At 59.9% G+C, this 26627-nt stretch carries 30 protein-coding genes and 1 pseudogene; 19 read left to right on the plus strand and 12 right to left on the minus strand.

Going from position 1 to position 26627, the window contains the following annotated elements:
• Window positions 1-430: 430 nt before the first annotated feature.
• Both V3587_RS29270 and V3587_RS29275 read left to right on the plus strand, forming a co-directional pair.
• Window positions 431-625 (plus strand): IS110 family transposase, encoded by a 195-nt coding sequence (locus V3587_RS29270; protein ID WP_182263305.1) that lies wholly within the window; start codon window positions 431-433, stop codon window positions 623-625.
• Window positions 603-1568 carry a barstar family protein gene (locus tag V3587_RS29275; protein WP_182263306.1) on the plus strand — a complete coding sequence of 322 codons (966 nt, stop codon included), beginning with the start codon at window positions 603-605 and terminating at the stop codon, window positions 1566-1568. The genes V3587_RS29270 and V3587_RS29275 overlap by 23 nt, the downstream gene beginning before the upstream one ends.
• Before the next feature lie 190 nt (window positions 1569-1758).
• On the opposite strand, the gene V3587_RS29280 is transcribed toward V3587_RS29275, so the two are convergent.
• The 8 genes and pseudogenes from V3587_RS29280 to V3587_RS29315 form a co-directional block, all read right to left on the minus strand.
• Complete coding sequence (locus V3587_RS29280; protein ID WP_241896163.1) at window positions 1759-2676, minus strand: hypothetical protein; 918 nt, start codon at window positions 2674-2676, stop codon at window positions 1759-1761.
• Between the two features lie 48 nt (window positions 2677-2724).
• Window positions 2725-3420 carry an Imm52 family immunity protein gene (locus tag V3587_RS29285; protein WP_283377613.1) on the minus strand — a complete coding sequence of 232 codons (696 nt, stop codon included), beginning with the start codon at window positions 3418-3420 and terminating at the stop codon, window positions 2725-2727.
• Window positions 3417-3701, minus strand: a complete 285-nt coding sequence (locus V3587_RS29290; RefSeq protein ID WP_259349406.1) for a hypothetical protein — start codon at window positions 3699-3701, stop codon at window positions 3417-3419. The genes V3587_RS29285 and V3587_RS29290 overlap by 4 nt, the downstream gene beginning before the upstream one ends.
• Window positions 3643-6297, minus strand: coding sequence for a hypothetical protein (locus V3587_RS29295; RefSeq protein ID WP_283377614.1), 2655 nt, complete (start codon window positions 6295-6297; stop codon window positions 3643-3645). Before V3587_RS29295 ends, V3587_RS29290 begins: the two co-directional genes overlap by 59 nt.
• Window positions 6294-6698 carry a hypothetical protein gene (locus V3587_RS29300; protein WP_241896190.1) on the minus strand — a complete coding sequence of 135 codons (405 nt, stop codon included), beginning with the start codon at window positions 6696-6698 and terminating at the stop codon, window positions 6294-6296. The genes V3587_RS29295 and V3587_RS29300 overlap by 4 nt, the downstream gene beginning before the upstream one ends.
• A gap of 118 nt (window positions 6699-6816) precedes the next feature.
• Window positions 6817-7221 (minus strand): hypothetical protein, encoded by a 405-nt coding sequence (locus V3587_RS29305; protein ID WP_182263487.1) that lies wholly within the window; start codon window positions 7219-7221, stop codon window positions 6817-6819.
• A 128-nt stretch (window positions 7222-7349) separates the two neighbouring features.
• Window positions 7350-8047 (minus strand): annotated as a pseudogene (locus tag V3587_RS29310) (MspA family porin).
• A 301-nt stretch (window positions 8048-8348) separates the two neighbouring features.
• Window positions 8349-8654 carry a hypothetical protein gene (locus V3587_RS29315; protein WP_259349441.1) on the minus strand — a complete coding sequence of 102 codons (306 nt, stop codon included), beginning with the start codon at window positions 8652-8654 and terminating at the stop codon, window positions 8349-8351.
• Between the two features lie 150 nt (window positions 8655-8804).
• On the opposite strand from V3587_RS29315, the gene V3587_RS29320 reads away from it, so the two are divergent.
• From V3587_RS29320 to V3587_RS29395, 16 genes are all read left to right on the plus strand, one after another.
• Window positions 8805-9125: a hypothetical protein gene (locus V3587_RS29320; protein ID WP_182263485.1), complete on the plus strand. Its 321-nt coding sequence runs from the start codon at window positions 8805-8807 to the stop codon at window positions 9123-9125.
• Window positions 9126-9131: 6 nt separating this feature from the next.
• Window positions 9132-9707, plus strand: a complete 576-nt coding sequence (locus V3587_RS29325) for a DnaB-like helicase N-terminal domain-containing protein (RefSeq protein ID WP_007734783.1) — start codon at window positions 9132-9134, stop codon at window positions 9705-9707.
• Window positions 9704-9928 carry a hypothetical protein gene (locus tag V3587_RS29330; RefSeq protein WP_007734782.1) on the plus strand — a complete coding sequence of 75 codons (225 nt, stop codon included), beginning with the start codon at window positions 9704-9706 and terminating at the stop codon, window positions 9926-9928. The genes V3587_RS29325 and V3587_RS29330 overlap by 4 nt, the downstream gene beginning before the upstream one ends.
• Window positions 9925-10092, plus strand: a complete 168-nt coding sequence (locus V3587_RS29335; RefSeq protein WP_007734781.1) for a hypothetical protein — start codon at window positions 9925-9927, stop codon at window positions 10090-10092. Before V3587_RS29330 ends, V3587_RS29335 begins: the two co-directional genes overlap by 4 nt.
• A gap of 118 nt (window positions 10093-10210) precedes the next feature.
• Window positions 10211-10426, plus strand: coding sequence for an antitoxin VbhA family protein (locus V3587_RS29340; protein ID WP_007734780.1), 216 nt, complete (start codon window positions 10211-10213; stop codon window positions 10424-10426).
• On the plus strand, window positions 10423-11265 hold the full coding sequence (locus tag V3587_RS29345; protein ID WP_182263372.1) for a Fic/DOC family protein: 843 nt from the start codon (window positions 10423-10425) through the stop codon (window positions 11263-11265). Before V3587_RS29340 ends, V3587_RS29345 begins: the two co-directional genes overlap by 4 nt.
• Before the next feature lie 283 nt (window positions 11266-11548).
• Complete coding sequence (gene mobC, locus V3587_RS29350; protein ID WP_007734770.1) at window positions 11549-11830, plus strand: plasmid mobilization relaxosome protein MobC; 282 nt, start codon at window positions 11549-11551, stop codon at window positions 11828-11830.
• Complete coding sequence (locus V3587_RS29355; protein WP_259349422.1) at window positions 11827-12432, plus strand: relaxase/mobilization nuclease domain-containing protein; 606 nt, start codon at window positions 11827-11829, stop codon at window positions 12430-12432. Before mobC ends, V3587_RS29355 begins: the two co-directional genes overlap by 4 nt.
• Window positions 12333-13649: a hypothetical protein gene (locus V3587_RS29360; RefSeq protein ID WP_259349421.1), complete on the plus strand. Its 1317-nt coding sequence runs from the start codon at window positions 12333-12335 to the stop codon at window positions 13647-13649. Before V3587_RS29355 ends, V3587_RS29360 begins: the two co-directional genes overlap by 100 nt.
• Before the next feature lie 52 nt (window positions 13650-13701).
• A complete protein-coding gene (locus V3587_RS29365) occupies window positions 13702-14295 on the plus strand; it encodes a DUF4145 domain-containing protein (RefSeq protein ID WP_182263371.1) in 594 nt (197 codons plus the stop codon).
• A gap of 716 nt (window positions 14296-15011) precedes the next feature.
• On the plus strand, window positions 15012-15938 hold the full coding sequence (locus tag V3587_RS29370) for a carbohydrate ABC transporter permease (protein ID WP_257207363.1): 927 nt from the start codon (window positions 15012-15014) through the stop codon (window positions 15936-15938).
• A gap of 11 nt (window positions 15939-15949) precedes the next feature.
• The gene (locus V3587_RS29375) at window positions 15950-16825 is read left to right on the plus strand and encodes a carbohydrate ABC transporter permease (RefSeq protein WP_257207362.1); all 876 of its coding nucleotides are present in this window, start codon (window positions 15950-15952) and stop codon (window positions 16823-16825) included.
• A 176-nt stretch (window positions 16826-17001) separates the two neighbouring features.
• Window positions 17002-18135, plus strand: coding sequence for an extracellular solute-binding protein (locus V3587_RS29380; RefSeq protein WP_238565211.1), 1134 nt, complete (start codon window positions 17002-17004; stop codon window positions 18133-18135).
• Window positions 18136-18190: 55 nt separating this feature from the next.
• Window positions 18191-20524 (plus strand): FAD-dependent oxidoreductase, encoded by a 2334-nt coding sequence (locus V3587_RS29385; RefSeq protein ID WP_007731939.1) that lies wholly within the window; start codon window positions 18191-18193, stop codon window positions 20522-20524.
• A 126-nt stretch (window positions 20525-20650) separates the two neighbouring features.
• The gene (locus V3587_RS29390; protein ID WP_007731937.1) at window positions 20651-21814 is read left to right on the plus strand and encodes a LacI family DNA-binding transcriptional regulator; all 1164 of its coding nucleotides are present in this window, start codon (window positions 20651-20653) and stop codon (window positions 21812-21814) included.
• Window positions 21751-22833 (plus strand): ABC transporter ATP-binding protein, encoded by a 1083-nt coding sequence (locus tag V3587_RS29395; protein WP_007731935.1) that lies wholly within the window; start codon window positions 21751-21753, stop codon window positions 22831-22833. Before V3587_RS29390 ends, V3587_RS29395 begins: the two co-directional genes overlap by 64 nt.
• Window positions 22834-23627: 794 nt before the next feature.
• On the opposite strand, the gene V3587_RS29400 is transcribed toward V3587_RS29395, so the two are convergent.
• The 4 genes from V3587_RS29400 to V3587_RS29415 form a co-directional block, all read right to left on the minus strand.
• The gene (locus tag V3587_RS29400) at window positions 23628-23996 is read right to left on the minus strand and encodes a hypothetical protein (RefSeq protein WP_259349418.1); all 369 of its coding nucleotides are present in this window, start codon (window positions 23994-23996) and stop codon (window positions 23628-23630) included.
• Between the two features lie 633 nt (window positions 23997-24629).
• Window positions 24630-24818: a hypothetical protein gene (locus tag V3587_RS29405; RefSeq protein ID WP_182263369.1), complete on the minus strand. Its 189-nt coding sequence runs from the start codon at window positions 24816-24818 to the stop codon at window positions 24630-24632.
• A gap of 163 nt (window positions 24819-24981) precedes the next feature.
• Window positions 24982-25482, minus strand: coding sequence for a hypothetical protein (locus tag V3587_RS29410; RefSeq protein WP_019749750.1), 501 nt, complete (start codon window positions 25480-25482; stop codon window positions 24982-24984).
• Window positions 25483-25679: 197 nt separating this feature from the next.
• On the minus strand, window positions 25680-26093 hold the full coding sequence (locus V3587_RS29415) for a DUF6461 domain-containing protein (protein ID WP_220463507.1): 414 nt from the start codon (window positions 26091-26093) through the stop codon (window positions 25680-25682).
• A gap of 311 nt (window positions 26094-26404) precedes the next feature.
• On the opposite strand from V3587_RS29415, the gene V3587_RS29420 reads away from it, so the two are divergent.
• Entirely contained in the window at window positions 26405-26548 is a 144-nt protein-coding gene (locus V3587_RS29420) for a hypothetical protein (RefSeq protein ID WP_019749747.1), read from the plus strand.
• Window positions 26549-26627: the final 79 nt, after the last annotated feature.

The raw sequence follows: 26627 nt of genomic DNA on the forward strand, positions 1-26627 counted from the left end.
CAGGTTCGGAATGCTCTACGCGCACCATTCTTGTATCGTAACAATTTATACGATGAATTTCAGGCGCAGGACACTAGGTCACCCCGCTCGGTCGGATCACCAATTGCATCCTCCTGCCCGGCGGCCCGGCCGCCTGCGGTGTCCCCCGAAGAGAACTCCGCTTCGCTCCGTCTGGAAAAGCGTTCTATTTGTTTCCTTACCGTTTTGCTGGGCGGTACTTGGCGAATATTTGTAGGTTCGGAGCTGCCTGGGAACGCCGGGTATGGCTCTTTTGTTTCTGCTGTGCGCATGGCTGAAGGAGAATGGCCGCCCGGTGTTCTCGACGACTCGACCGCTTATTGAGAGATGCGAACTATATCGCTGTGTAAGGACACGACGGAGAGGTCGTCCACCAGGTCTGTCAACCGAATCGAGAGCCGAAGGGGAACCCATGAAACCACTATGGGCAGGCATCGAGGCAGGTAAAACCCACCACCATTGCGTGGTGATCGACAGCGACGGAACGCAATTGTTCTCCCGCCGTGTCGCGAACGACGAAGCGGATCTGGCGACGCTCGTCGACAACGTCCCCGACCGCGATCGGATACGCATACGCTCGGTGGATGGCGCGCAGGGTGGTGTTTGATCCGACTGAGCGGGAACTGTTCGACGAGCAGCGGCAAGGTTTCGACTGGACGCTTCTGCAGTCGGGTTTCGTGTTCCGGTACGCCACTCGGTTCCAGCTCGACAGCGCGTGCACACGACTCACAGACCTCGGCTATCTGGTGCATGAGCTCGAGGCTCAGGAATGGACTTCCGTTGAGGACATGCACGCCGCGTTCGCAGCATCACTGTCGTTTCCGGACTACTACGGAAAGAACCTGGATGCGTTCAACGATGTCCTCAGTGATGTCGCGAGCTTCAGCTATGGCAGCGACCCTGCGACGGTGGGAACTGTCCTTGCGATCGCGGACTTCGACGTGCTGCTGCACATCGACCGTCGGACCGGCCGGAGCATCCTGGAGATCTTCGCAAGGCAGGCGCGTCTGGCGGCTCTCTACGGACATCTGATGCTGTTCTTGGTGGAGACAATTGCGACGGATCTCGGGAAGGTCGGGGATGTCGACGTCTACGAGGGCACGGTGTGGGATACACCTCCGGACCCGCCGGTTCCTTTCGAGGAAGCTGACGTGCTCGAATTCGGGTTTCGGATCTATGCCACGTCCGATGAGGCTGCTGGGTATGTGTCCGTGCTCGACAAGGTGGTCGCACCCGTTCTCGGCGAGATCGGGCGGTGGCAGATTCTCGATCCCGCACTCGTACCGGAGAACTCAGTCCGTTTCCACCGAGAACATCCCGGTGCACGGCGACAGCCCGGCCAGCAATTCTGGGTCGTCTTCATCGGTGTCCGCGGCGTGGGGGATGCCATGGCGCTCGGCGAAGAGATCTTTCGCGCCGTCGAGCGGGCGGGCATGCTCTTCGAGCAGATGTCACAGACGTTGTACAACATCGGCTATCAGGAAGCCGCGTTCGAAAAATATCAGGAGTTGGCCGACTTCCCGAACGGTAACCGGCAAGTGGATCCGTGACTGGTCCCCGATCCGGTAACGGATAGTGACCGGAGTGAGGATTCTGACGCGCTCGTGAGAAAGAAGCATGACGCGATGTTGCGAACCTGCAATCAGGGAGCCCGCACGCGTCAGCGAAGCTTCGGCGGCGATGTACCGGTCATCGTTCCTGAGTCGAGCTACCGTACCCGGCAATATGATCGACCAGTGCTCAACCATGTGATGGAGTCATGACACAGCGGTTTCTAAAGGTGCCGATTGTGCTCAAATCCGACGCGCCGCCCTCCACCGCGCCTTTCCATCTGGGTGGCCAGATTGGTGTCCACCTGTCATGGACGCCCACGCTGGGACGTTGGAGGCGAACCTCCGGTCGTTCGGTCAGCAGGCCGGCCGCTGCACGGATGCTTCGGATATCGTCGGCAACCAACGGGGCGCGTGGATCACGCTGGATGCCGATCGTTCCTTTCTTGTACGGAAAAGCTTCGACAGTGGGTGGGATCTGCGTTTCGTTGATCGGCATCTCAGGGCCGAAGTAGGTGCAACTGCCCACCGTTGCGTCGCCGGGCACGTTGTACTGAGGTGTGAGCTCCGCATCCCGGTAGAGCACGGCCGTGGGAGCGTCCCAGATATCGGCCATGGCCTGGACGAGTTTCAATGACAGTGAGATCAGAGATTCATCGGCGAAGCCCCCTGGGTACGGCCAGATGAAGGTGCAAAGTAAGGAACCTGCTCCTGCCGTACCCCCGAATCCGATGAGAATTTCGATGTTTCCGTTGTCGGTGAACAACCTGAGTTGATGCCCGAATGAGAGTGGGTAAATCCCGCCTGCGGCATCAGGAGACTTTCTGCTCTCGATCATTGCGGCCTCGAGGGAGGCCTCTGTCTGAGGCGTGAGGATCCGTCTACCATTCGATGCCAGAGCCTGCTCGACCGTGACGCCGTCGGGAAGGTCATTCCTCACGGAGCGATACATGTCGACGTCGAAGACCGGGTCAAGCTCTCGAAGGAACTGCAGTGACCGCGCTGCCAGCACTGCGGTGACCGATTCGGCTTCCGGCGGCCCCTTTCGCGCCATGACTTTCAAGGTCAATCCGGACGTCGGATCGCGACGTAAAGATGAAGCAGACAACGTCACTCCTACTCGAAGACGATCGGCCAATCCGAACAGGCTCTGGCGCTACACCGGATACCCGAACGCTGCGCATACTGCCACGATGTCGGCGGCAGCGACCTCCATTGGCTTGTCTCCCAGCCGGATCAACGTGCCAGTGGGCAGTTCCTCTACCACCGCAGATTGGGGCAGCATGCTGCGATCGAGTGTGATTCCGGAATGGAAGTACGTCTCCCATCCCACCTCGACCTCGCCTTTCGACCGATTCTGAAGTTTCCTGTAGTCGCCGATGCTCCATCGAGCCCGATCCGGTTCCCAATGTTCGACGATCACTTTCATGATCGCGTCTCCGATGCCTGGGTCGAGCAACCGTCGCAGTTCGGAGGGAACATCCTTTTCCGTCGGCAACGCCACCTGAACACTGTTGGGTGCACTGGTTTCCACGCCGCCGACCCAGGCGATGATCGCCCGCGCGGTTCCGTCTTCCGGCGACAAACTGATGCTGTAGCCCGGCCCCGGGGTATCCGAGTATCCCATCTCCCCGGAGCGGGAGTGCTCGAAGATTCGCACCAACCCGTCCACACTGAGATCCGCAGTACCTCGACTTCGCTGCTTCGTATTCACCCACGGCAATGCCCAATCCGGGTCGATCGCTTCCAGGTCGTCGAGGAAGGCCCGCATCGTCTGCGCCACCTCCTGACTCGTCTGCACCCGCGTGCCCCAATATCCGATCACTGTCGGCCATCGCCCGACTATGCTCATCGCCCCGTCCTTTCCAGCCATTGCGTAATAGTCTCCACCGTCACACCGACGACATCTGCTTGCTCGAAACCTTCCCTGGCGAGTTCAGCATATTGCTCGTTGAGCATCACCCACACGAGCTCCGCGTCCATGCCAGCTTGTGCGAGGGCAGCAAGCTGCGCCCGTGCCGTATCAGGCCACTTCACTCGCCAGGTATCAGCGAACCACCCTGTGAGGCGAGGTTCACCGTTCCGGTCGAAGATGAACTCGTAGATGTGTTTCGCGTCGACGATGACGTTCATGTCCGGGAACCACCAACGTGACGAGTTCCTGAAACACCCGATACGGCTTCAACTTCAGAGCGGCGTCGTATCGGTCACCTTCCTTCGCTTCACCCCACACCCCGACATCGGTGCTATCCCGATCACCGATGATCCTGGACTGCAACGTACGCAGATCCAACGGGCCGACTCCTTCGACCTTCACGATGTCCGGCGGTGTTTCGCCGGGCGCGAGTTGCGGTGGTTTTTCTCGTGCGTACGGCATCCACCACAACGGATCCTGTTCAACCCCTGGTCCTTCCGGGCTGTCAGGCTGTGTAGGGGGCATCGTGACCGCGGGTCGCTGCGTCGGATCCTCGATGACGCCAGGGCTGGGAATGGTGCTCGGATCGGTGGCGAAGGGGTCGAATTCCGGTGGGCCAGGTTGCAGCGGAGCGCCGGGAGCATCCGGATTCACCGGCACCTGACCGACATCGGGCAGAGTCGGCACACTCGGTTCCTCGACATGACCTGGCGAGGGAACATTCGGGGTAGAAATCCCTGGTGTCAGGTTCGGCCCTGGATCACCAATCTCACCCGGCGTGGATGGTTCCCACTGGCCACGGTCGGGATCGCCGGGCGAAGCGGGTTGCGAGGGTTCCGGAATCGTGGGATCCGGGCGTGCAGGTTCATTCACGGAAGGGATCGCGGGTTGGTCATGTTCGGCAGGTGGAACGGTGCCGTCGATGACGGGTATGCCGCGCGGTGGCACTGCACCCGGCCGGGGAACACTCTGCGCAGGAACAGCCGGTGCGCTGGTCGGGGGCCGGGTGGGTGTTGTCCGGTTCGAGACGATCAGGTCTTCGGCCCGGATCGCGCCGACGGCCAGACGGGCCCCGCGCAGCGGTGGGACGACGAAGCTCATGACCTCGTCGGTGTAGGGCTGATCGTAAGCGACACCGGGGTCCAGATGCTGCGCGTCGCCTATCCGAACTGGTTCGCCGGTGCTCCAGTCGTACAAGGACAGCACCGAGTTGGAATGGTCGAAAACCTGGTAGGGGCGTCCCTGCTCGTCGTAGGTGACCTGCAGGTCGTGTACTTCTCCCTGCGCGTCGGTGTACGTCCAGCTCCACACGTTCGGCACCTTCGAGGGTGTGCCCGACCAGTTGGTTCCGTTTTCGTCCGTGAACGAGACGTCGGTGACAGCGGGTTCTGTGGTGTAGTCCTGCCCGCCGATGTTCGAAGTGATCGGCTCCTGGGTTTGGTCGGCGAGTATCGCGTCGCCGACGGGGTTTCCGGTTCCTGTGTCGGTGATCGGTGGTTCGGAGACCTCGTGGTTGGGGTCACCGACCATGAGCTGGCCGAGGTCTGAATCTGCCGGCTCCGGGGGGTTGGCGGCGAGGACGTTTTGTGCGTCCCTGCGTGCTTGTTCGCCCTCCGGGGTCATCGGGCCGATGAAGTTCGCCTGCGCTTCGAGCGCAGCACGTTCTTCCGGTGTCAGCTCCGGGTCGGCGAGGATCGGGTACAGCAGGTTCTCTATGCCTGCGGTGTCGACGACCTGGACGAGTTGCCCGTCCCGGATCTCGTAATGCGTCGGAACAGGGGTGCCGTTGGCGTCGTACGCCCACGGGGCATCGATTGTCGAGACCGGGTTTCCGTCGGCGTCGAAGACGGTGACCGTGCCATCGGGGTTGACGCTCATGTGACCGCCGGGTGGCACCGTCACCGGGATCACGGATTCGTGCGACGACGTTTCGTCGTGGATCAGGAAGAAGAACCGGCTTCCGCCGGTGATCGGATCGAACACCCGCAACGAGGACTGCCCGCCAGGTGCGTACGCAGTCAACGGCGACGCGACAGTCCCGACCGCCTGGGAGAGTACTGATTCGGGCGTGCGGGGGCTGAAAGGTCCCGGCCGCCCGCGCACTCCGATACCGGCGGCCGTGAACGCTGCAGCGCCGATCAGCGCGAGTTCGAGATACCGGTCACGGCCCGAGTCCTCCCCGGTTGTAGAGACATCTGTTGCCAGGCCTGGAACCGGTTGGGCTGGTGCGGTATTCGAATCGGTGTCCGTGGGGATCGGTCCGGGACCACGATCGGTGGTCGCTGTCGGTGCGGTCGACCCGGCAGGCTGCGGAATAGTCGGGGCAGGCCCGTCGGCGGTCGTCGGAACCGGGACTCCTGCCGGGTTCTGCACACCCGGCTGTGTTGGTGCGCCGGGCGTTCCGGGCTGTCCTGGTTGCGCGGCGCCGGGGACGGGGACGATGGGGGTTCCGTTGTAGGTGGGGAAGTTCGTCGGAGCGTTGGCTCCGACGTTGGGGCCGCCGCCCGGTGCTTGTGCACCGGGAAGTCCGACCGTTGTTGTCGGGGCGGCCGTCGGGGTCGTGGTGGGAGCGGTCAAGCACGGGTTGATGTACTCCGGCGGGATGGGTGCACCGGGTGGCAGCGACGCAATGAGGTTCAGGTAGATCTGATGATCACGTGCCCGTACCGCTGCGCAGTCTTCTGCTGGTCCTGCGGAGGAGGTCGGGGCGAAGATCAGCAGCGCCAGCAGTGCGATCACCGTTGCGGCGAGCACCACCACGGTGGAGATCACCGTGGTCGGTGAGGTGCGGTCGAACCGGCGCGCAGGCTTCACCGGCGATCACCCGTGTTCGACTTCTTCCGAAATTCGGCGATGAGTGTGTCTGCGCCCCACCAGAACACCCGTCCTGCGATCGACATCCACAGAAAGAATGCCAGATACACCAGAATCGTCCCGTAATCGGTGGCCCATCCTCCGAGGCGTCCGATCACCGCGAACGCCGCGATCAACAACGCGAGCCCGAATACGGTCGCGATCACAGCTTTCGACATCTGACTCAGTTCACTGTCGCGATCCCATCCCTGATCACCTGTACCGACTGCATCGCGGGGTAGGTCGGAATACACCGATGCCGGAGCTGCAATGGTTCCTGGCGGTACGTACGGCAACGCAGGCTCAGCTGTGACGTCGCGGCGGGTGGGTGAGGTCATCGGGGCGTTCGGTGAGGTGGTCATCGGAGGTGAATGCCTTTCCCGCCAACTAGAAACGCGGGACTCGAGATACCCGACACCGACCAAAAGAACGGGCGGTCACCGGGAGGAGATGCAGCAGCGGACAGGAAGAGGGTGCGCTCTACCAGGGGCAGTTGACGTACGAGGTAGCTCCGGCGAGCCACCCTCCTGCCGGCGGGAGATAGAACTGGTACGAGGCGCACCCGTTCGGATACTGGGCAGCAATTGCCGTCCGGCGCGTCAGGACATCAGCCGACACGTCGATCACGGTCTCCCACCCGGGAACGGGGATCATGACGTTCGCGTTCGAGAGTGCCGTCACGATTCCACTGTCGCGGGCCGCCACGGTCAAGGCGTGGCCCAGGGGAACCTGCACCACCGGTGCACCGTACTGCGCCGGAACCGGCCCCTCGAACATCACGGGAGCAGCCATTGCGGCCGGGGCGGTAGCGAGCAGAATCCCGCCGACAGCGAGTGATGCAGCCGCGGTCGTGGCTGCGATTTTCTTCGTGCGAGTCAAAGACATGATGCTCCTTTGAGGGATGGAAAAGTGGAAAGTGTTGGGTAACAGCGCCAACGGCTGCCCAGCACATGAACCGAGTGAACCGAGACGTGCGCTTGTGGGCGCGGAATGCCGTTGACGACAGTCCTGGATCAGAGCCAGGTGGGGTCGGAGTAGACGAACACACTGTTATCCGAGGTCGCCGTCGACACGGCGAACTGCGCGTACGAACGGATCGTGACCGGGCCCATGCACGCATCGACCTTGACGTGCACGTTCTCCGCCGTGATCGACGCTTTCGCAGCCTCGAGGTCCTTCTTGCCGAGCGGGATCGTGGTGATCGTGCCCGGTGCGATGGTGGTCTGGATGCTCGGGTTCACCGAGGCGTTCACGCCGATGTTCGCCGACGGAACCCCCGAAATGCTGACCCCGACGGACGGGCCGAGGGAGAATCCGAGCCCCAGGCCGAGGCCGGAGGACACATCGATTTGGCAACCGATCTCAACCCCTGCTCGATATAGCCTGTCTTCACCGCAGAATCGCCGGATCCGGTGATGGTGCCGGTGACCTTCGCCGACACGAACCCCTCGCGAGTGAACGCTGTTGTCGCCAGGTTCGGGACCGGGTTCGCCGAAAGTTTGGTAGCCGCCAGATCCAACGTCCAACCGTCGTCGGTGACCGTGCTCGCGAACTTGTCCGGCAACGCCGTCGGGGTCGCCGACGCACTGGCTGCGAACGCGAGAGAGCCAGCCATCAAAACCGACGACACCGCAGCACATGTGCCCATTGCCTTTCCGATGCGTCGCTTTCCTGTCAAGGTATGGATGGTCTCGGTGGTGGTGGTGGCCATGGTCGGTCTCCCTGGGGTGAGTCGAAATCCCCGCAACCAGAGCGATTGCGGAAACTTAACTGAACGTCTGACCGGGACGCTACAACACCGCCTGCATGCCCGACTAGCCTCCAATGCCCGAAGCCATCCGCCGAAAGTCGTACTCGAAGTTACGGAAACATTTCCCGAACACTCGGACCAGGCGGTTTGTTCACGGGAAGGGTGTGACGAGCCTCATGATCACGAAATGGTGACCGATGGTTCATGGGCAGTGATTATTCGGCAACCCGACACCGATAGGTGTTGACAGCCGGGACGAGGGTTATCTCGTCGCGGCGGTGCGGCGAGGTCCGACTGCTGCTTCGGCGAGTCGGGCGTAGCCCGGTGAGTCGGCGGGAACCTTCCGGCGTTGATCGGAGATGCGCAGCTTCGCGGCGACATTGGCCAACAGTTCCAGTGAGGTAGCGGAGAGGCCATTCGCGGCCAGAAGTAGGTCTTTCAATTCCTGGTCGTCGAGATGGTCGACGATATCGGCGTCCTGGGCCTCGACGAGGCCGCGGTCGCCGGCCCAGGGGACGGTGAAGAAGTATCCGGGGGAGACGCCGAAGTAGTCGGCCAATGCGGCCACGACCTCATCGGACGGGCTCGTGCGAACACCGCACCGCAGTTGGGAGAGATATGGTGTCGAGATCCGACAGCCTCGCTCGAGAAGGCCTCTCGCTACCGCTGTGTTCGTCAAACGCCGCCCTCGTCGGGCTGCGTCGACGGTGGCGACACCATGACCGCAGCAGCATTCACCTTCACCCCCGATGCAGACTTCGTCGACCGCGCACTCGACGCCGAGCTCCGCCGCGACAGCGAATCCGTCGACCGGAAACTCCGCACCATGCTCGCCGCCCTCGACGACTCCCTCGCCGGAATCAGTGATGCACGCGAAGAACTGCACACCCTCTACACCGCCCCCGGCACGGACACCGCCGAAGACGTTGCCGCCCATGACCAGGACATCGCCACCCACCTCGCCGAGGCTGCCCACAACCTCCGCGCGGCCGCCGAGATCCTGCGCAGCCACCGGCAACTCACCTCACCGCAACCCTGACCTCCCATGCCCACCGGCGACAGCAAGGACCCCGACGTGACACTCTCACTGGCCACCGTCCCCGACTTCGACGACCTCACCGACAACGAAGGCGAGATCGACGAATACAGCACCGCCCTCGACGTCGAGGCTCAACTCCTGTGCTCGCTGCTCTGGGCGCCGGCCGAGAGTGCGAAACGTGCCGTCGCAGCCTTGACCAGCGCCGACTTCTACCGACCCGTGAACGCGGCACTGTTCACTGCCATCTCAGAACTTGTCGAGGCCGGCAAACCTCACAACAGTGCCCACGTCTTCACTACCTTGCAGCAGGAAGGCCGCACCAGCGGTCACCTCGGGAAACAGCTCACCAAAGCACTCACCGACATCACCACCATCGGCGTCCCGTCCGCTGAACTCGAGCACAACATCGCCGCAGTCCTCACCCAGGCATACCGCCGCGGATTCCGCGAAGCAGCACGATCCCTCGCCCAAGCCGCCGAAGAACTCCCCGAAGACCAACTGTTCGAGCACCTGCTCAGCATCGGCCGCGAACGCCGCGCAGCCTCCCAACGCCTCGCCGCCATCCGCGAAGGCCGAGCATGAACACTCCAGACAAGCCAGATCAGCGAATCAGCAGGCCGGGGGTGGTGAAACACAGCATCTTCGGTGTCCTCGCCCTCGCCGTCGCAGCCCTGGACTTCACCATCGGAACCAGCCGAACCCTCATCGCCGGAGCCGGGTTACTCGCCCTTTCGACCTACAGCTTCCTGAAAGCGGCCAAACTCCGAAGGTCGCCCTCGAGCAGACAGGAACCCAGACCATGACCGATGACGAACACGACGCCTGGCAGCTCCACCACCACGGAGCCGACTGGGACGAAATCGGCACCGAAATGGGATGCAGCCCCACCGCCGCGCAAACCCTCGCAGCCGCCTACGAGAAACGCACCGACGACGCCGCCGCGCAAACCCAAAACACTCTGTTCTGAACACCGCCCCACAACGGCTGTTGACCGCAGGAAACAGGCAATGATCAGGTAGAATAGACAACGGTGTGCAGCTCCCCTGCACACCGCCACGCTCGACCGAGTCGACGAAGGAGCACCGGTGACCACTGCACGCAACGCACAGTCGCACATGACCGAAGCCCAGATCGACCGAGCCATCGCCGCCGCCACCGCCGGCCACCGCATGGCCGGCATGGAACCCAGCGAATACGGCATCGAAGTCGGACGCCGGCAACTACGCGGAGAAATCACCGGCGACGAAGCAGTCGCACTCGTCCTCGCCGAAAACCGCCGCCGCCGAGCTGCCCGCAGTTGAAAGACCCGTACGTCGACCCCGAAACCGGGGTCCTGATCAACAAACTCGGGCACACCGACCCGCAAGCACTCCTCGAGGACGAAACCGAAGCGGCGTATCAGCGCATCCTGCAACTCGAATTACAGCCCATCGCAGGTAATTTCGACTTCGAACACCTGAAAAAGATCCACCAATTCATCCTGCAAGACGTCTACGACTGGGCAGGCACCCTCCGCACCCGCGACACCGGCGCCGTCGGCATGAACCTCCCACACTGCCGACCCGAACACATCGAAAACCAAGCCGCATTCATCTTCCGCGGAATCGCCAAAGACAACTTCCCCCAAGGACTCCCGAAAGACCGCGCCGTCGACCGACTCGCCTATCACTGGGGCGAAACCACCGTCCTGCACCCGTTTCGGGACGGCAACTCCCGCTCGCAACGAGTGTTCTTCGACGAACTCCTCAAATCCTCCGGCTGGACCATCGACTGGCAGAAAGTCCACGCCTCCGCAGTACAAGCAGCCCGCTACGTCGCCATGGAAGCAACCCACACACCACTCCGCGACGTCCTCGCCGTCGGCGTACACCGCAACAACACCGAACCGCCCACACTCGCCAAAACCCAAGGCAACGTCATCCACCTCGAGGTGGCCGAGCACCACAAAGCGATGATCGAGCATCTCCGCAGTGGAAACCGCGAACCGTACAACCCCAACGAACTCAGCGACATCGCCAAGCGCGCCCGCATGAGCTTCCCCGCACCACCCGCGCACCGTGCCCGCAGCGCGGCCCCCGAAGACACCACACCGAAGCGGCCGGCCACACCGAAACGCGAACACGACCTCGGCCGCGACTGAAAACATCCGGACAAAAGCGGGCTGACCAGCACAAATGTGGCCGTGAATTGCTCCTACTGAAACTTTTCGGTGTGATCGCTCAACAGCCGAGCAAGAGCGCGAACGGTTTTCGGGTCAGTCATATCGCCACCGCGCGCGCAACCGATCCGCGCACCGGACGCCGCCTCCGCCGCCTGCAACTCCCGATATGCCTCAACAAGCTCAGCACTGGGATTCGCCATCAGCTCCGCTTGACGTTTCTGCTCAGCCTCGCGAGCAACGCGCATCTGGGAAGGAGTCCGAATTGCTGCGCCGTGCGCAGGAAGCGCGCATCACTGTGGCGCGGCTGATGGTCGAGTCCGCCCTCTCAGACACAGGTGAAACCGCCACCGATCGGCGCGATCTTGCCGCGGAGTTGTTCTCCGCGTTCCGGTTGTTGTCGGCAATTTCGACCAACATCAACCAAATGGCGAAAGCAACCAACGCAACCGGAGACATCCCCGCCGAACTGAACGGCGCACTGGTCAGCGTGCGTCGACTGGCGGACCGGATTCACGGCACCCTCGACGAGATGTCCGCGCCGTGATCGTCAAGATTTCCCGCGGCGCCAAAGTCACCGGACTGATGTCGTACCTCGCCGGTCCGGGTAAGAGCAACGAGCACACCGACCCCCATCTGGTGGCCGGCGACTACGCGATCATGGCGTGGCACGACGACAACGAACTCAGCGGCGTCGACGCTCTCGCGATCGGCAAGCAGATCGACCAGCCCCGCAAAGTGTTCGGCACCGAAATCAAGATCCCGAACTACCTGCGCGACGATGCCGAGCAGGACGTCCGCGACAGTCACGGTAAGAAGGTTCGCGATCCGATCGACCCTTATCGCGACGGAAATGTCTGGCACTGCTCACTTTCGCTCAAAGCCGATGAAGGCGAGCTGACGGACGAGCAGTGGAACAAGATCGCCACCGAGTTCATGGACGAAATGGGTTTCACCGAAACCTCCGGTCGCAGCCCCGCCAGATGGGTCGCCGTCCGCCACGAGTGTCCGCGAAAGGCAACGACCACATCCACATCGCCGCATCCGCCGTGCGCGAAGACGGAACCAAAGTCAACCTCTACCGTGACTGGAAACGAGCAAGCGTCGCGGCCGCACGCATCGAACGTGAACACGGCCTCGCTGTCATAGAGTCCCGTCAGAGCAAGACCGGCGAACGCGGCTACCACCGCGCCGAAAATGCGCGCGCAGTACGCAACGGGCAGACCGAACTCGACCGCGATCTCCTCGCACGGCGCGTGCGCGCCTGTGCAACATCGTCGAAGTCCGAAGCGGAATTCGTGCGCCGACTTCGCGGGCAAGGATTGATCGTCCGTCCTCGCTTCGCCTCCGGCCGCGATGACGTCGTAGTCGGCTACAAGGTCGCCGTCAGACCCGACCGCGACGCCACCGGAACCGATGCCAAACCCATCTTCTACGGTGGCGGGCACCTCGGTAAGGACCTCACACTCCCCCGCCTCCGCAAGGAATGGGAAGACACACCCACCAGCTCCGGTGAAGCCGTCGCAGAATGGCGCGCAGCACGACGGGAGATGCCCGCAGTGCGCAAGGGACGCGAGAGCGTCGTCGCCGATCCCGAACTGCTGGCACGCGCCGCGCAGGACATCGAGCAGTGGAACAAATACCTCACCAGCATTCCGGTCACCGACCGAGCACAATGGGCACGCGCCGCCGGCCGAACCGCAGGTGTCTTCGCCGCGTGGTCCTCCCAAGTCGAAGCCACACCCGGGCCACTCGCGAGAGCGTCCGTCCAACTCGCACGGTCCGCGCAGATCCCCGCACACCAACACGCCCCGAAGAAGGCCGGCATCGTCTCCGCGGGCGGCGCAGCGATGATCGTCATGCAATGCAAGCCGGGACTCGACGCAGCCGCCGGCTACGCCCTGCTACTGCGGCAACTGATGAAAGCAACCGAAGCGATCGCTGCATCATCACGCGCCGCAGGAGCCGCTGCCTACGCAGCCCAACTCGAGACCGTCAGCCGAGTGCAACTCGAATCGGTACACCGCCGACTCACCGCCGCCGCACAACGATCCGCCGAGACCGGTTCCGTCGAGCGCGAAGAACACGCGCACGAGGCCACCGCCACGACGGCGGCGGCGGCGGCGCCCGAGTCCGTCGAACGGTCCTACACCGCCGAAGAGCAAGTGGAGATCGACGCCGCACAGAAGTCTTTGCGCTTGTCGTACCCGAGCAGCCCGACCGAAGCAGTACGCCCGTCACTGATCCCCCCCGAAACTCGAACCCAAGCCACGAACCGCCGCACAACCCGACCGCGAGGCTGGACGAGACTTCTGACACCGACTAGGCATCAAGGAAACGGGACTCACCGCAGGAGGGTGTCCTAGTCTTTGTGCCATGGCGAACAGAGATTGTTGGCATTGTGAAAAGTCTTCACACATGACACTCGTGCACACGCAAGTGTTGAACCCTAACGGTGGCCGTGATGGCGATCCGATTGCAGGTTTGTATACGTGCGACAACTGCAAATGGCCAAACGTGGGTCTCGGCGGGAACGTGACGCGGAACTTGCCTGCCGCCACCGTCCACTCGGCTGCGGACATATCCGTCTGGTACCCAGAACGGGCAAGTGGCAGAGACTTCCCTGATGTACCGGCGCACATCGCCTCCGCCGCAGACGAGGCCTACCGGTGCCGAAGTTTCAATGCACTCCGTGCGGCCGTGCTGATGTCTCGATCAGTAATCGAATCCACTTGCAAGGAGAAGGAAATCGTCAAGGGAAATCTGGCAACCAAGATTGACAATCTCGCTGAACAAGGCCACATTCGGGCGATTATTCAGGCAGCCGCACATGAGATTCGTTTTTTGGGCAACGACATGGCCCACGGGGATTTTATAGACGATGTGATCCCGGAAGAGGCCGACGAGATCCTCAATTTGATGTCCATATTTCTCGACGAAGTCTTTCAGACGCCGAATCGCATCGAACGTGCCAAAAGTGCACGCGAGGCCAAGAAGGCTGCGTCGACATAAAATCTCGCGCGACGATCAGTGTCTGATCGGCAAGACGACAAGCATCACCGCTAGCGGACTGCGCGGAGAGCAGGTCTCGTATCCGTTTCACCGAGGATGTTTGCCAGATGGCGCTTGGTCCGGCACAGCTCTTCCGCGAGATCAACATGTGAGAAACCCATCTGCCCGTCAGTTCCAGCGCTTTCGTGGGGAAGGCCGGGTATTTTGCCAGCATCTGAGGTCAGGGTTCTTCGCGCCGAAGGCCGCTGCCGACGATCCCCAGGATGCATGTGGGATATGCATGAGCGGGTGGGGAGCCTCTGCGTGGTGGCGGTGGACATGCGCGCCGCAACTACTCCGGGTGCGGGTGTGTGTTGTTCGCGGGGAGTTGTAGGGCACCAGCCGGTGGGGTAGTACTTACCGCCAGCTTCACCATGCATGCCGCCTTCGCGTGGTCCGTGCGGCCCGCTCCTACGTGTGTCACGACCTAGACCTATTGACAGGACATTTGTTCGTGCGTAATTTTGGACCGGTCCAAGTGATCTGACGCACATCGCAGATGCATCGTCAGACATGCCACAGAAGTGGCACTGCATCGGGGGGAACGCAGGATGGCCGCAATCTCCGTTCAGTTTTGACGAGCTCGGAAGTTAAGGAGACAAGGTTTTGCAGCAATCACTGATAGTCGGTGCGCGCGGATGACGCCGTCCATTGACACTGCTTCGGAGAGGGAGGCAGTGTCCCGGAAGGTAGGGCGTAACCGTCATTCGTATCGCCGCCGTTCTCGTGTTCACAGCCGGGTGTTCCCCTTTCTTCTCGTTGCTCCGACACTCCTACTGTTCATTGCCGTTGTGGCCTACCCTTTTGCGCAGTCCCTTCTTTATGGACTTTTCGATGAAAGTCTTCTCGACACAGGTGGTGCGAGATTCACTGGATTCGAGAATATTGCGAGTCTTCTGTCGAGCAGTCACTTCTGGTCCGTTGTGCAGAACACGGTCGTTTTCGTCGCAGGCTCCACACTTGGTGCTTTTGCCATCGCGCTCGCGGCTGCGCTGGCACTGAACACCGGTATCCGAGCGCGCACTGCGTGGCGGTCGGCTCTGCTAGTGCCATGGTTCTTGCCAGGTGTAGTTGTGGCTTTTCTGTGGCGCTGGATTTTCGACGCGAATTACGGTCTGGCGAACGGTGTCCTTGACTGGATTGGGATTGACTCCGTGAATTGGCTGGACTCGCCGAGTTTCGCGATGATAGCAGTCATTATCGGTAAAATCTGGCATTCTTTTCCGTGGATGATGCTTCTCATTCTCGCGGCTCTTCAAGGAGTTCCAGCCGAGGTCTATGATGCGGCTGCAATTGATGGGGCGAGCGGATGGAAGCAGCAGGTTTACGTCGTACTCCCGCAGATTCGACCAGCTATCGCGCTTACGTTACTACTGGAAACGATCTGGGGTCTTCAGCATTTCGAACTCCCGTACGTGATGACGGGGGGCGGCCCTGTCGGAGCAACGACGACGTTATCGGTCGATCTTTACCAGTCGGCATTCCACAAGTTCGATCTAGGTCAGGCGGGTGCCATTGGCATCCTCTGGACGGCCCTCATGGCTGGAGTCGTGGCGATCTACTTGTTCTATTCGGCACGTCAAGAGCGGGAGGCACAGAAGTGACGCTATCGCCGGTGAAAGCAGTTCCGTCTAAAGTTGAAAAACCAGTTTCGCCAGCTTCGAGGCGCGAGCCAGGTAAGCAACGGTCGAGCACGGGATACGTGACGATCGTGATCGTCGGAATTTTTGCCCTTCTACCTGTCGCGTGGATGATATTTACTGCATTCACAGATACTTCGGATATATTTCAATTCCCGCCATCATTCCTGCGCACCTACACTCTTGATCATTTCATTTCTGTTATCAAGAACGAGACATTGTGGACTTTCGTTCTCAACGGGTTCTTCATCTCGGTGGCCACTTCGGCCTTCAGCTTGATCGTCGGATTTTGTTCTGGTTACGCTTTCTCGAAATTCAGGTTTGCTGCTCGGAGTTCGATGATGTACTTGATCTTGCTTGCTCAGATTGTGCCTCAAGTACTCCTGTTGTTGACCCTGTATACAGCGTTCCAATCGGTTGGATTGCTCAACACCTATACGGCGCTAATCCTCTCGTATACAACGTTCACGCTTCCGCTCTCGGTCATGATGTTGAAGAATACATTTGATGCGCTTCCCGACGAATTGATCGAGGCCGGTCGTATCGACGGCGCAGGTGAGCTACGCATCATGGTGTCAGTGTTGCTACCAGCCATGCGCCCGGCCCTCATCGCGGTCGGCCTCTTCTCGTTCATACGAGCGTGGAACGATCTTCCGTTTGCGTTGACCCTTGCTGACACAGAGCGTCAAACATTACCTGCAGGATTGGCGCTGACATTCATGGGTGAGTTTCAGAATTCCTACGGCGAGATGATGGCGGCTTCGATCCTCTCCTCGCTGCCCGTCGTGGCGATCTTCCTGATCTTCCAGAAGCATTTTGTCAGCGGCGCAATGACAGGAGCTGTCAAATGAGATCCATCAAGCGCAACGCTGATCGAGCACGCTCGACACCTAAGGCACTGGCTGACACGGGTATCTCGCGTAGGGCTTTTCTGGGTACCAGCGCAGGTGCAGTCGGCGCTCTGCTGTTGAGCGGTTGCAGCGCCGGTGGGGGTTCGGGATCCCACAGCGTCAACTTCACATCGTGGATGTTCGGCAACAAAAGCAGTGGAAAAGCATTGCGTGAGGTGACAACAGGCTTCACGCGAGCACACGACATCGAAGTCGTGGATCGGACCTATCCGTACGCGCAGTACCTGAATCAACTCGTGCTCAAGGCGAGAGATGGACGTTCTTCGGGCGTGGTCCACATTGACGAAGAGTGGATGTCCACTTTGGTTACCGCTGGAGTCTTGAAGGAGATGAGTCTCATTGTTGACGAGTCACTCTATCCGACAAGGGTTCTCGACAGCGGTACGTACCAGGGAAAGCGCTATGCAATGCCTTGGACGCAATCGGCGATCGGGATTGTGACCAACACCGAACTCGCCCGAGAGTTTGGTATCGACCTTGAGAACCTCAGGACCATCGAAAATTTCACGGAAGCTCTCCGCACAATCAAACGCTCTGACCCCACGATGATTCCGTACCTCCCGTGCACGAATGTCACACAGCTCAAGGACTACATCCCGTGGGTATGGGCCTTCGGTGGCTCCGTGGTCAGAGGTCGAGAGGTCACGCTGGGTGACGCCGGATCGACTGAGGCACTGGAATACTGGAAGAAGCTTCTCGACGAAGGGCTCATCGCGCCGGGCATCATCCGTGATGATGCTCGCACACTGTTCGGGCAGCAACGCGCGGTTTTCTACGAGGATGCGCCCCAGGCGATCGGAGTCGTCCCAAAGCAATCTGTCGATCCGAATATCGCCGACAAGATGAGTTCCCTCCCTCGACCCACTGGATCTCATGGGACGAGCGCCAATCTGCGGTGGAGCCAACCTCTCGTCGCCCTGACACTTGACGATGACGTACAAACCTTATTGCAATACATGAGCACCGACGACAGCGCTTTGAAAACGATGTTCACGGCCAGTGGTCAGCCCCCGACCTCAGAGTCCTCACTGAGCTCGCCGTGGTTCACCGAAGCGACCTTCCATGCTGAGTGGAACCGGGTCGTTGCATCGTCATCCCAGACCAACCCCCTGTGGAGCTTTCCGCTCGCCACTACAGCGCAACTCATTCTCGACGAATCAATCGAGCGTGGCTTGAAAGGCGTAGTGAGCGTCAAAGCGGCTCTCACCGAAGCCCGCGAAGCCTTACAAGAGGAGTTCGCCAACCACTGATCAAAAATCCGATCTTGTCTTTGAAACAAACCTGAACAAAGAGAGAGAGTACGTAGTGCAGACCATCGAAGAGACATATGACGTCGTCGTCAGTGGCGGAGGTTTGGCTGGCTTCAGCGCCGCCATAGCAGCCGCTCGGCACGGCGCCAGTGTTGTGCTCATTCAAGATCGGCCAGTCCTGGGCGGCAACTCCTCGTCCGAGGTTCGTGTCACGCCGCATGGTGCTGCAGCATTCCACGGTTACGCCCGTGAGACGGGGATTATCTCTGAGGCTCTCATCGAAGATCGCGCCACCAATCACGCGATTATTCGTGAGAACGGTTGGACAAATAGTGTCTGGGACTTGGTTCTGTATGACATGGCAGTTCGCACACCAGGACTGACTCTGCACCTCAATACGACAGCATACGATGCCGAAATCGACGGGGACCGAATCGTCGCTGTCCATGCTCGCGTCGCCAACGCGGAAACAGAACTACTCATCCGGGGGTCGGTGTTCATCGACTGCACCGGAGACGGGACTGTCGCAGCACTCGCCGGAGCTGAGAGCCGCACGGGGGAAGAAGCGGCGAACGAGTTCGACGAACTTCACGCCCCAGATACCGCGACGAGTCACACCATGGGAAGCTCGCTGCACTTCAAAACAATCGACACCGGAGCCCCGATCGATTTCGAAGCCCCGAAATGGGCACACAGGTACGACGATCAGTCCTTCTTCACCAACGGCGGTCGGATGATTCCAACCCTTGAAAGTGGCTACTGGTGGATCGAGATCGGCACTCCATGGGACACCTTGCACGACAATGAGACCATTCGGCACGAGCTGACCCGGCATGTGCTCGGAATCTGGGACTACTTGAAGAATCGGGATCCGTACTGGTCGCCTCGCGCAGCGAACCTCGCCCTCGACTGGGTGGGCCAGATTCCGGGCAAGCGCGAAAGCCGACGAGTTCTCGGCGAGTACCTCATGACCGAGCACGATCTGGGCGCTGAGGACCGATTCGATGATGAAATCGCCTACGGTGGATGGTATATCGACTTACATACCATCGGAGGTCTACTCAAAGAGGTCGCCGAACCGGTCACTACCGCCCGCCTGATGGATCCGGAGTCGAGTTCGGGATCGACGACATACGTCGGACCTTTCGGTGTACCACTGCGTACCCTCATCGCACGAGATTTGTCCAACCTGATGATGGCCGGCCGCAACGTGAGCGCGACCCACGTTGCGCTGGGGTCACTGCGTGTTATGGGAACGACGGCACTCATGGGGCAAGCAGCAGGTACTGCTGCGGCGCTGATCGGTGAGGTCACCGATCTACGCCGTCAGTACTCCGACATCATCGGCGACGTACAGCAGGCGCTGCTACGCGATGGTTGCTTTCTCCCGCACAAGAAGAATGAAGACCCAGCCGATCTTGCGTTGCGCGCAGTAACCAGCTCCAGCTCAACCCAGTCGGTGCACGGTGTCGGCCCGGGAAGCGCGAACTGGCTCGGTGGTATCGACCACTGGCGCGGGTATCCGGTATTTCCTTTCCGTGGCGAGTTGAAGCGTCGCGTCGGTCAGTGGGTGGCAGTCGGTGCTGGACAACCCATCTCGTCGTTGCGGATGGCGCTGCATAACCACGCCGATGCTGATCGTGTAGTGGCCGCAACGGTCCAGTTGGTCGATAACATCTGGGACTACCGTATCGATGCTGGGAAACCGCTGGCTGAGGGCGAACTTCTCGTCAGCCCAGGCGGCCCGCACTGGGTCGACTGGCAGGTTGACATCGACCCGATCTCGGACTCGGAGGTGCGCTTCATCCGCATCGATCTCCATGAATCCCCCGACGTCGAATGGGTCGTCAGTTCAGCGGTGCTGCCAGGTCAGATCGCGGCCTACGAGGACGGCGGTAGATATCGCCGGTTCGGCGGTGGTTCGACCATGAGCTTCCAGATCGAACCCGCCCAAGCCGCGTACCCAGCGTCGGAAGTGACCTCCGGCGTCACCCGTCCGCATCAGTCGCCGAACCAGTGGCGGTCCGATCCGGTTTTCCCACTGCCACAATGGCTACGCCTGGACTGGGCAACACCCCAATCCGTGTGCCAGGTGCAGCTCACCTTTGCCGGGCACCTACTACGGGAATATCACGCGTACCCGCCGCTCTATCGAGATCCGCAGACTGTCCGCGATTACGCAGTAGAAGCGCTGGTGGATGGTGAATGGCACGAGATTGTCAAGGTGACGGGCAATATCCGGACCCGAGTGGTGCACACGTTCGACGCAGTTCAGACATCAGCCCTCCGACTGATGATCTACGCGACCAACGGTGACCCTTCGGCAGGGGTCTACGAAATCCGTTGCTACGCAGACGATATTTGTACGGAAAATATCACACAGCAGTGAAGCGGGCTTGGTGCCGCACGAGGATGTTCTCACCGGACTCCCCGTGCGGCTCCGGCGACAGGACCTGACGCACTTACAGCAGTGCCACAGGAAAATTCACAGATGGCAGGACTCCATACTGATGGGATGATGATGTCAGAGCCTGCAAAGAAGACACGGATTACGATCCGAGACGTCGCGGCGGAAGCCGGCGTTTCAAAGTCTCTCGTCTCACTGGTCTACGCGCGCCCAGCGCAGGTGAGCGAACGAAACCGCCGTCTCATCTTGGAAACCGCCGGCAAGCTCGGCTTTCGCCCGAATTGGGCAGCACGCTCACTTGCTGCCTCCGATGGTGGATTCGTGGGCATTCTCATGGCTGATCTGCACAGTCCAGCATTTGCGGAGATTATCGACGGCGCCCGATCCAGACTCAAAGCAGCCGGACATGTCGGACTGATGACGGCAGTCAGTGCAGACACACGCGCCGGACAAACCTCGCTCGACGCCGATGCAGTGACATTCTTCGGCGATCTCCGACCAACCGCACTCCTGGTCGTCGGTGAACTCGAGGACATGTCAGCCGTGCATCCGATGATCCGCTCGATCCCATCAGTTCTCGCGGGCGCCTCGTTCGACACCGAAACTGTTGCAGCCACGGTCCGTACAGACAATCGAATGGGTATGGCAGCAGCAGTTGAACACTTGACGTCGCTCGGGCACCGCAGCATCGTCCACATCGGGGGCGGTGGTGGACATATTGCGGAGCTGCGTGCCGACGCCTACCGGCAAGCCATGACTCTTCACGGACTCGAATCGGAAGTCCATGTCGAGCCCGCCGACTTCTCGCACGCATCAGGGTTCTCTGCTGCCCGCCGACTTCTGTCCGGTACCACCGAGTTCACTGCCATCGTTGCGCTCTCCGATTACACAGCGATCGGTGCCCTGGGCGCACTTGCCGCCCAAGACAGGAACGATGTGGCGGTCATCGGGTACGGCGACGTCGAGATGGGCAGATCCGATTACATCAGTCTCACTACCGTGCGTCCCAATAACGCTGTGATCGGCGCCCGCGCGGCGGAGGAACTCCTCCATGCGATGGACGCCCCGCGCAACAAGACCAAAGAGGTCCTCATCCCGGCCGAGTTGATCATTCGCCGATCATCTACGAGGGGTGTGCTCGGCGGACAACCCGTAGGGATGGCATCGATTCCGACCTCGAAAAATCATTTTGAAAGGAACAACATTCCATGTCCTCCATCTCCTTCCGCTCGGTATCCCGAGTCTTCCCCGGCCACGAACGGCCCGTCGTAGACCGCCTCGACCTAGACATCGAGGACGGCGAGTTCATGGTTCTCGTGGGGCCCTCCGGATGTGGGAAGACCACTTCGTTGAGGATGCTCGCAGGTCTCGAGGAGGTCAGCGACGGGAACATCTTCATCGGCGACCAAGATGTGACGGCGATTCGACCCAGAGATCGTGATATCGCGATGGTATTCCAAAACTATGCCCTATACCCCCATATGAGTGTGCGCGACAATATGGGGTTCGCACTCAAGCTCAGTGGTGTCGATTCCGAGAAACGTAACAAGATGGTGGAGCACGCAGCGGAGATTCTGGAGCTGACGGCGCTTCTTGACCGCAAACCCAAAGCCCTCTCAGGCGGCCAGCGCCAGCGGGTCGCCATGGGACGCGCGATCGTTCGTGAACCCCGCGCCTTTCTCATGGACGAACCGCTCTCGAATCTCGATGCTCGGCTACGAGTATCGACCCGTACACAAATTGCCGCGCTGCAACGAAGACTGCAGGTGACCACCGTGTACGTAACCCATGACCAGGTCGAGGCGATGACTATGGGTGATCGTGTGGCTGTACTCAACAACGGCAAACTCCAACAGGTGGACACGCCGATGGCCATTTATGAGCGTCCTGCCAACGTGTTCGTCGCAGAATTCATCGGATCACCAGGTATGAACCTCCTCCAGACCACGTCTACCAATGGTCGTGCACAGTTCGGTAGTACGAACCTACCCTTGGAACGTTCTGCTATGGCCAAGGCGGGTTCGGCGAACGTCACCTTGGGTATTAGGCCTGAGGACCTACGCGTGGTTCCAGACGGAAAAGGGCTGACCATTTCTGTAGATCTCGTCGAAGACCTCGGCTCGACTTCCTTCGTATATGGCACGAGCATAGGCGGTGCATCTAGCTCCCAGATTGTCATGCGTGTACCCTCGCGTTCCGATATCTATGCTGGACAATGTCTAGATATAGGTTCGGATAGTAATGCGGTCACAGTATTCGATACAAAATCCGGTAACCGTCTCGACGACTGAGACTTCAGGGTGAACTGAGTCGAGCGAAACCAGTGGCAAATGAAAGACAATCCAACGCCGGCACGGCGTCGCCGAAAATCTAACTTGGAGAATATGGTTAATAGGACTCCTCGTCGAGAAATTTCTGAAATTTTGCAATGTGCTGTGGACTGGTTGCCCTATGGTCGGCCTCCAGAAGAAATTGTATTCCTCCGATTTGGTCTCAACGCGCGACAATTTTCTCATCGTATTGCTTGCGTGCTCACGGAATTTCCGTCCGACTTGTGTCTAGAAGGATCTTTGCGTCAACCTGTTGGTGGAATCGCTGATTCTTTAAAAGCTGAATACGCGAAACGGTAGCGGTTAAATAGTGGTGTTACAGATTCGTAATCTACCCTGATGTTCTTGGAGGGTGAATGTTATTCGGAATTGTAGCGATCGGTCCGTTTTAGAATGAATCCGCATGCAAGTGGGAAGCGTTGGGAAGGTGCGGTAATTTCTTCGGATGGCGGATTAGATGAACAACACCTGAGCGGATCCATGGAAGATTTCCGTTGCAAAATCGAGTCAAATCGTTTGGAGGTTTAGGTTTTACGGTATATGAATGGCGATGCTCCGGCTATTGGAAAATCTAAATCCGTGAAATTCCTGCAATGTGAATCGGAGCAAAGGTTCATCGCAGTTTCATTCCATTGTTATTGCCTGGTCCTGAAAGCCCTTCCGAATTTAGGTCGGTCGTGATCTCCCGGTGAGTTCGTAGGCGCGAGAAAATGCCCCGCACACTCTGTGAGGGGCATTTCCGTCTGTGAGGGGTCCTACCGTCCGGCGTGTTGACGATCGCGTCCCTGCGACTTGTTCGGCTTCCCCTTCCTCGCGACCGGCGGCTTGCCCGGCCCGTTGCGGACCGCATCGCGAGCGGGACGCCCCTGCGCAGTGTCGGCGGACATACGAGCTGCGATCGCTTCGGAGTCGACGCCGGCCGCGTGCATGCTGTTCGCGAACGCGGTGCGCCGGTCAGCGGAGTCGTACTTCTTGACAGCTTCACCGCGAGCATCGTCACCCTGGACGCGGTTGCCTTCCTCCACTGCCGTCGACGTTTCGGGCTGCGACCGCTGCCAGTCCCCGACAAGTTCTTTCTCTGCGTCGCTCCGATGGACCGCGGAGAGCTTGAGCGAACGAATCATCTTCTTCGCCGTGGTGAAAACACCCCGCAGCAAACTGGCCGGGTTCGCGAACAATCGGACCGCCGCCGGGTAAGAGGAAACGGCCGAACGTCATCTGATTGAGGCTGGGGATTTCGAACTCCAGATGGAAGCATCGCTTTTTGAGGATCCGTTGAAAGGTGAACCTGACTACTCCGCCGTGGAGCCATTCGAGGGCGAGGGCTCGGATGTCGCTTCTGATCGCTGACCTGCGAGACACGGCACCGAGGGTGGCAGCGAATGCTTCGCCGAGACCGGAACTTTCGGGTGGCGCGGTGACCCGAGGAGTCCAGTATCTTCCTCGCCGGTCCATGTACGGCTGATAGAAATCGCGGTTCAGGGACCGATACACCGGCGTCAGAGGGCCGAGAATCGTATCCGCACGGTACACAGTGAAGTCCCGAAACATGTTGGAGTACTTGCGCCAATCGAAATCCGGTGGGGCTTCGATCATTGTCCCAGAACCTGAGAAGAACGCGGCAACATGGTATCTCGACCATGTCTTTTCGAGGTCCGGTGTGTAGATGTAGACAGGTCCCAGGTTTATCGGTGCGGCGTGCCGCACGACGTCGATAGCGGTCGAGGGTTGCAGAACAGAATCCGTGACGGCGAAGCTTAGCATTGTGTTTCCGGTGTCAGGAATGAATGTTCCGTCATCGTCGACGCAGTGTCGGTTGACGGTGATCCGGACGGGGTGCCGCCGATTTCTGCCCGATACCCGGGCTGGGGGATTCTGCTTCCGCGCAGAATTGCTTGGATGTCGATACCGTCGTCACCGACTGGTGCTGGCTGGAGTTCACCCATGTCGTGCAGTGTTGGCGAAAGCGAGTTGTGGGCAAGTCCGTTCGGGGTGCTTGGTCACATGTGCTACTCCTGATGACTCCGTCCAGAGACGAAGAGATCAACTTTACAGCTTCCGGATGCGCAGATGCGATCTGCTGGCGGCAGTTGTCGTGAAAGCGCGAGCTTATCTTCCGGACGTGTGTTTTATCTGGCGGGGAGATTCGGCCTCTGCTGTGGGCCACATTTGGATCAGGTAGTCCTCGACAGGATCGCCATCGTGATGCGCATCGAATCGGATATTTTTCCCGCGGGCGTAGATCCGCACGCGATACCGACGTTTCCCCGGTGGTGTTAATCCGAGAATATCGGCTGCTTTTCCGTCTGCGTTCATGTTGTCCCAGAACGAAACGATGTTGACACGGTGGGCAATGGCCTGAGTCAGGTCGCCTTCGACGGAGTCTTCCCATGTGTTGTCGTCATAGAAGGGCGGCGTGTGGTGTACCTCGACGGTGACGTTCACCGGCCCGCTTTTGACGCCTACGTTCACGCGTAAAAGGTCGCCGGCGAACATCGCGAGCGGAAAGTCGGGATTTTGGCCGTGGATCAGCTCTCGCAGTGGGCCTGCTTCGATCATGAACTGGTGATAGTCGGTGTCGATGACTGATTGGTGTCGTTCGATGGTCACTCCGAGCTTCTTCCGACTGGTGTGGTGGGGTTATGTGCAGGTTTCGGTGAGCATGGGCTCGATCGGCATTTCGGACAGTGACGTCACTCCTGCAATTCGGGCCTGTAGGCACACGCCGGCGGACATCCATTGTTCCCAGTCAAGTCCCAGTTCTTCGTCGAGATAGCCCTCAAGACTTGTCTGATCGGACGGATCCGCTATCCGGCCGAGTTCGAACCGACGCTCGACCACACCTTCGCGTGCGAGAACGAATGTGGACAGCATGTTGACATCCCACTGGAAGTGATGCTGGTGCCGAAAGCGGCGGACAGCTGTTCTGGCAGCGGGGGCAGTATGGCGGCGATCGACAGTTCCTCGAGTATCCACGTCCAGTCGCCGACCGAGGCTGCATGGCGCATCGCCAGAGTGTCCTCGCCGGCAAGCGAATCCAACCACTCTTCGGTACCTATCTCGGTTGGTTTGCGTAGCTTCCGAGGATTGGCCGAATCGAATACTTCCAGCACGGCTTCGACATTGGTGGAATGAACAAGTGTGAAGCAGAGTCCGAGATCGAAGCGATCGACCTCCTCGACCCAGACGAACTCATCCTGTAAAAACTGATCACTCTTCATTTGGCAAGCATCTCATCCCGCAATTGACGTTTTAGGCGGGCGCAATGGTGTAGCTGCCGAGCGGATCGTCGACAGTCACGAAATATGTCCGCTTGTCTTCATTGATCGTGTAGACGTTGCAGGAAAACCTGATCCCAGGTTTCGCCGGAACGCACGATTGAAGGCACTGCGCCCGGTCGACAGGGCGCCGGCGTTAAGTCTGCGACCGCTTGTGTATACACCGACCTCTCGACTTCGCGTAAGTCGAGTTCGAGAGTGGCGGTGGAAAGCGGGTAGTCGATTGCATAAGTATTCGGAGTGGGAGGCGGTTCATGGGGATCGTCTTGAGCACCTGGACCTTCGGCTCCGATGACGACGATCTCGCCGGGCGAGAGGCTCTGCTCACTCGATCGTTGGCTCAAGGCAACGACCCCAACTGCGACAAGTGGTGCGGCAACGCAGCCGGCCGATACTGAGCCGGGGACTGTAAGAACAACGGTGTAACTCTGAAAGGAGATACGCCACTATGACTGATGTGATTGATCGTGAGACAGA

Source organism: Rhodococcus sp. IEGM 1306, from assembly GCF_036541985.1.
In the GTDB taxonomy this organism is placed as follows: domain Bacteria; phylum Actinomycetota; class Actinomycetes; order Mycobacteriales; family Mycobacteriaceae; genus Rhodococcus_F; species Rhodococcus_F qingshengii.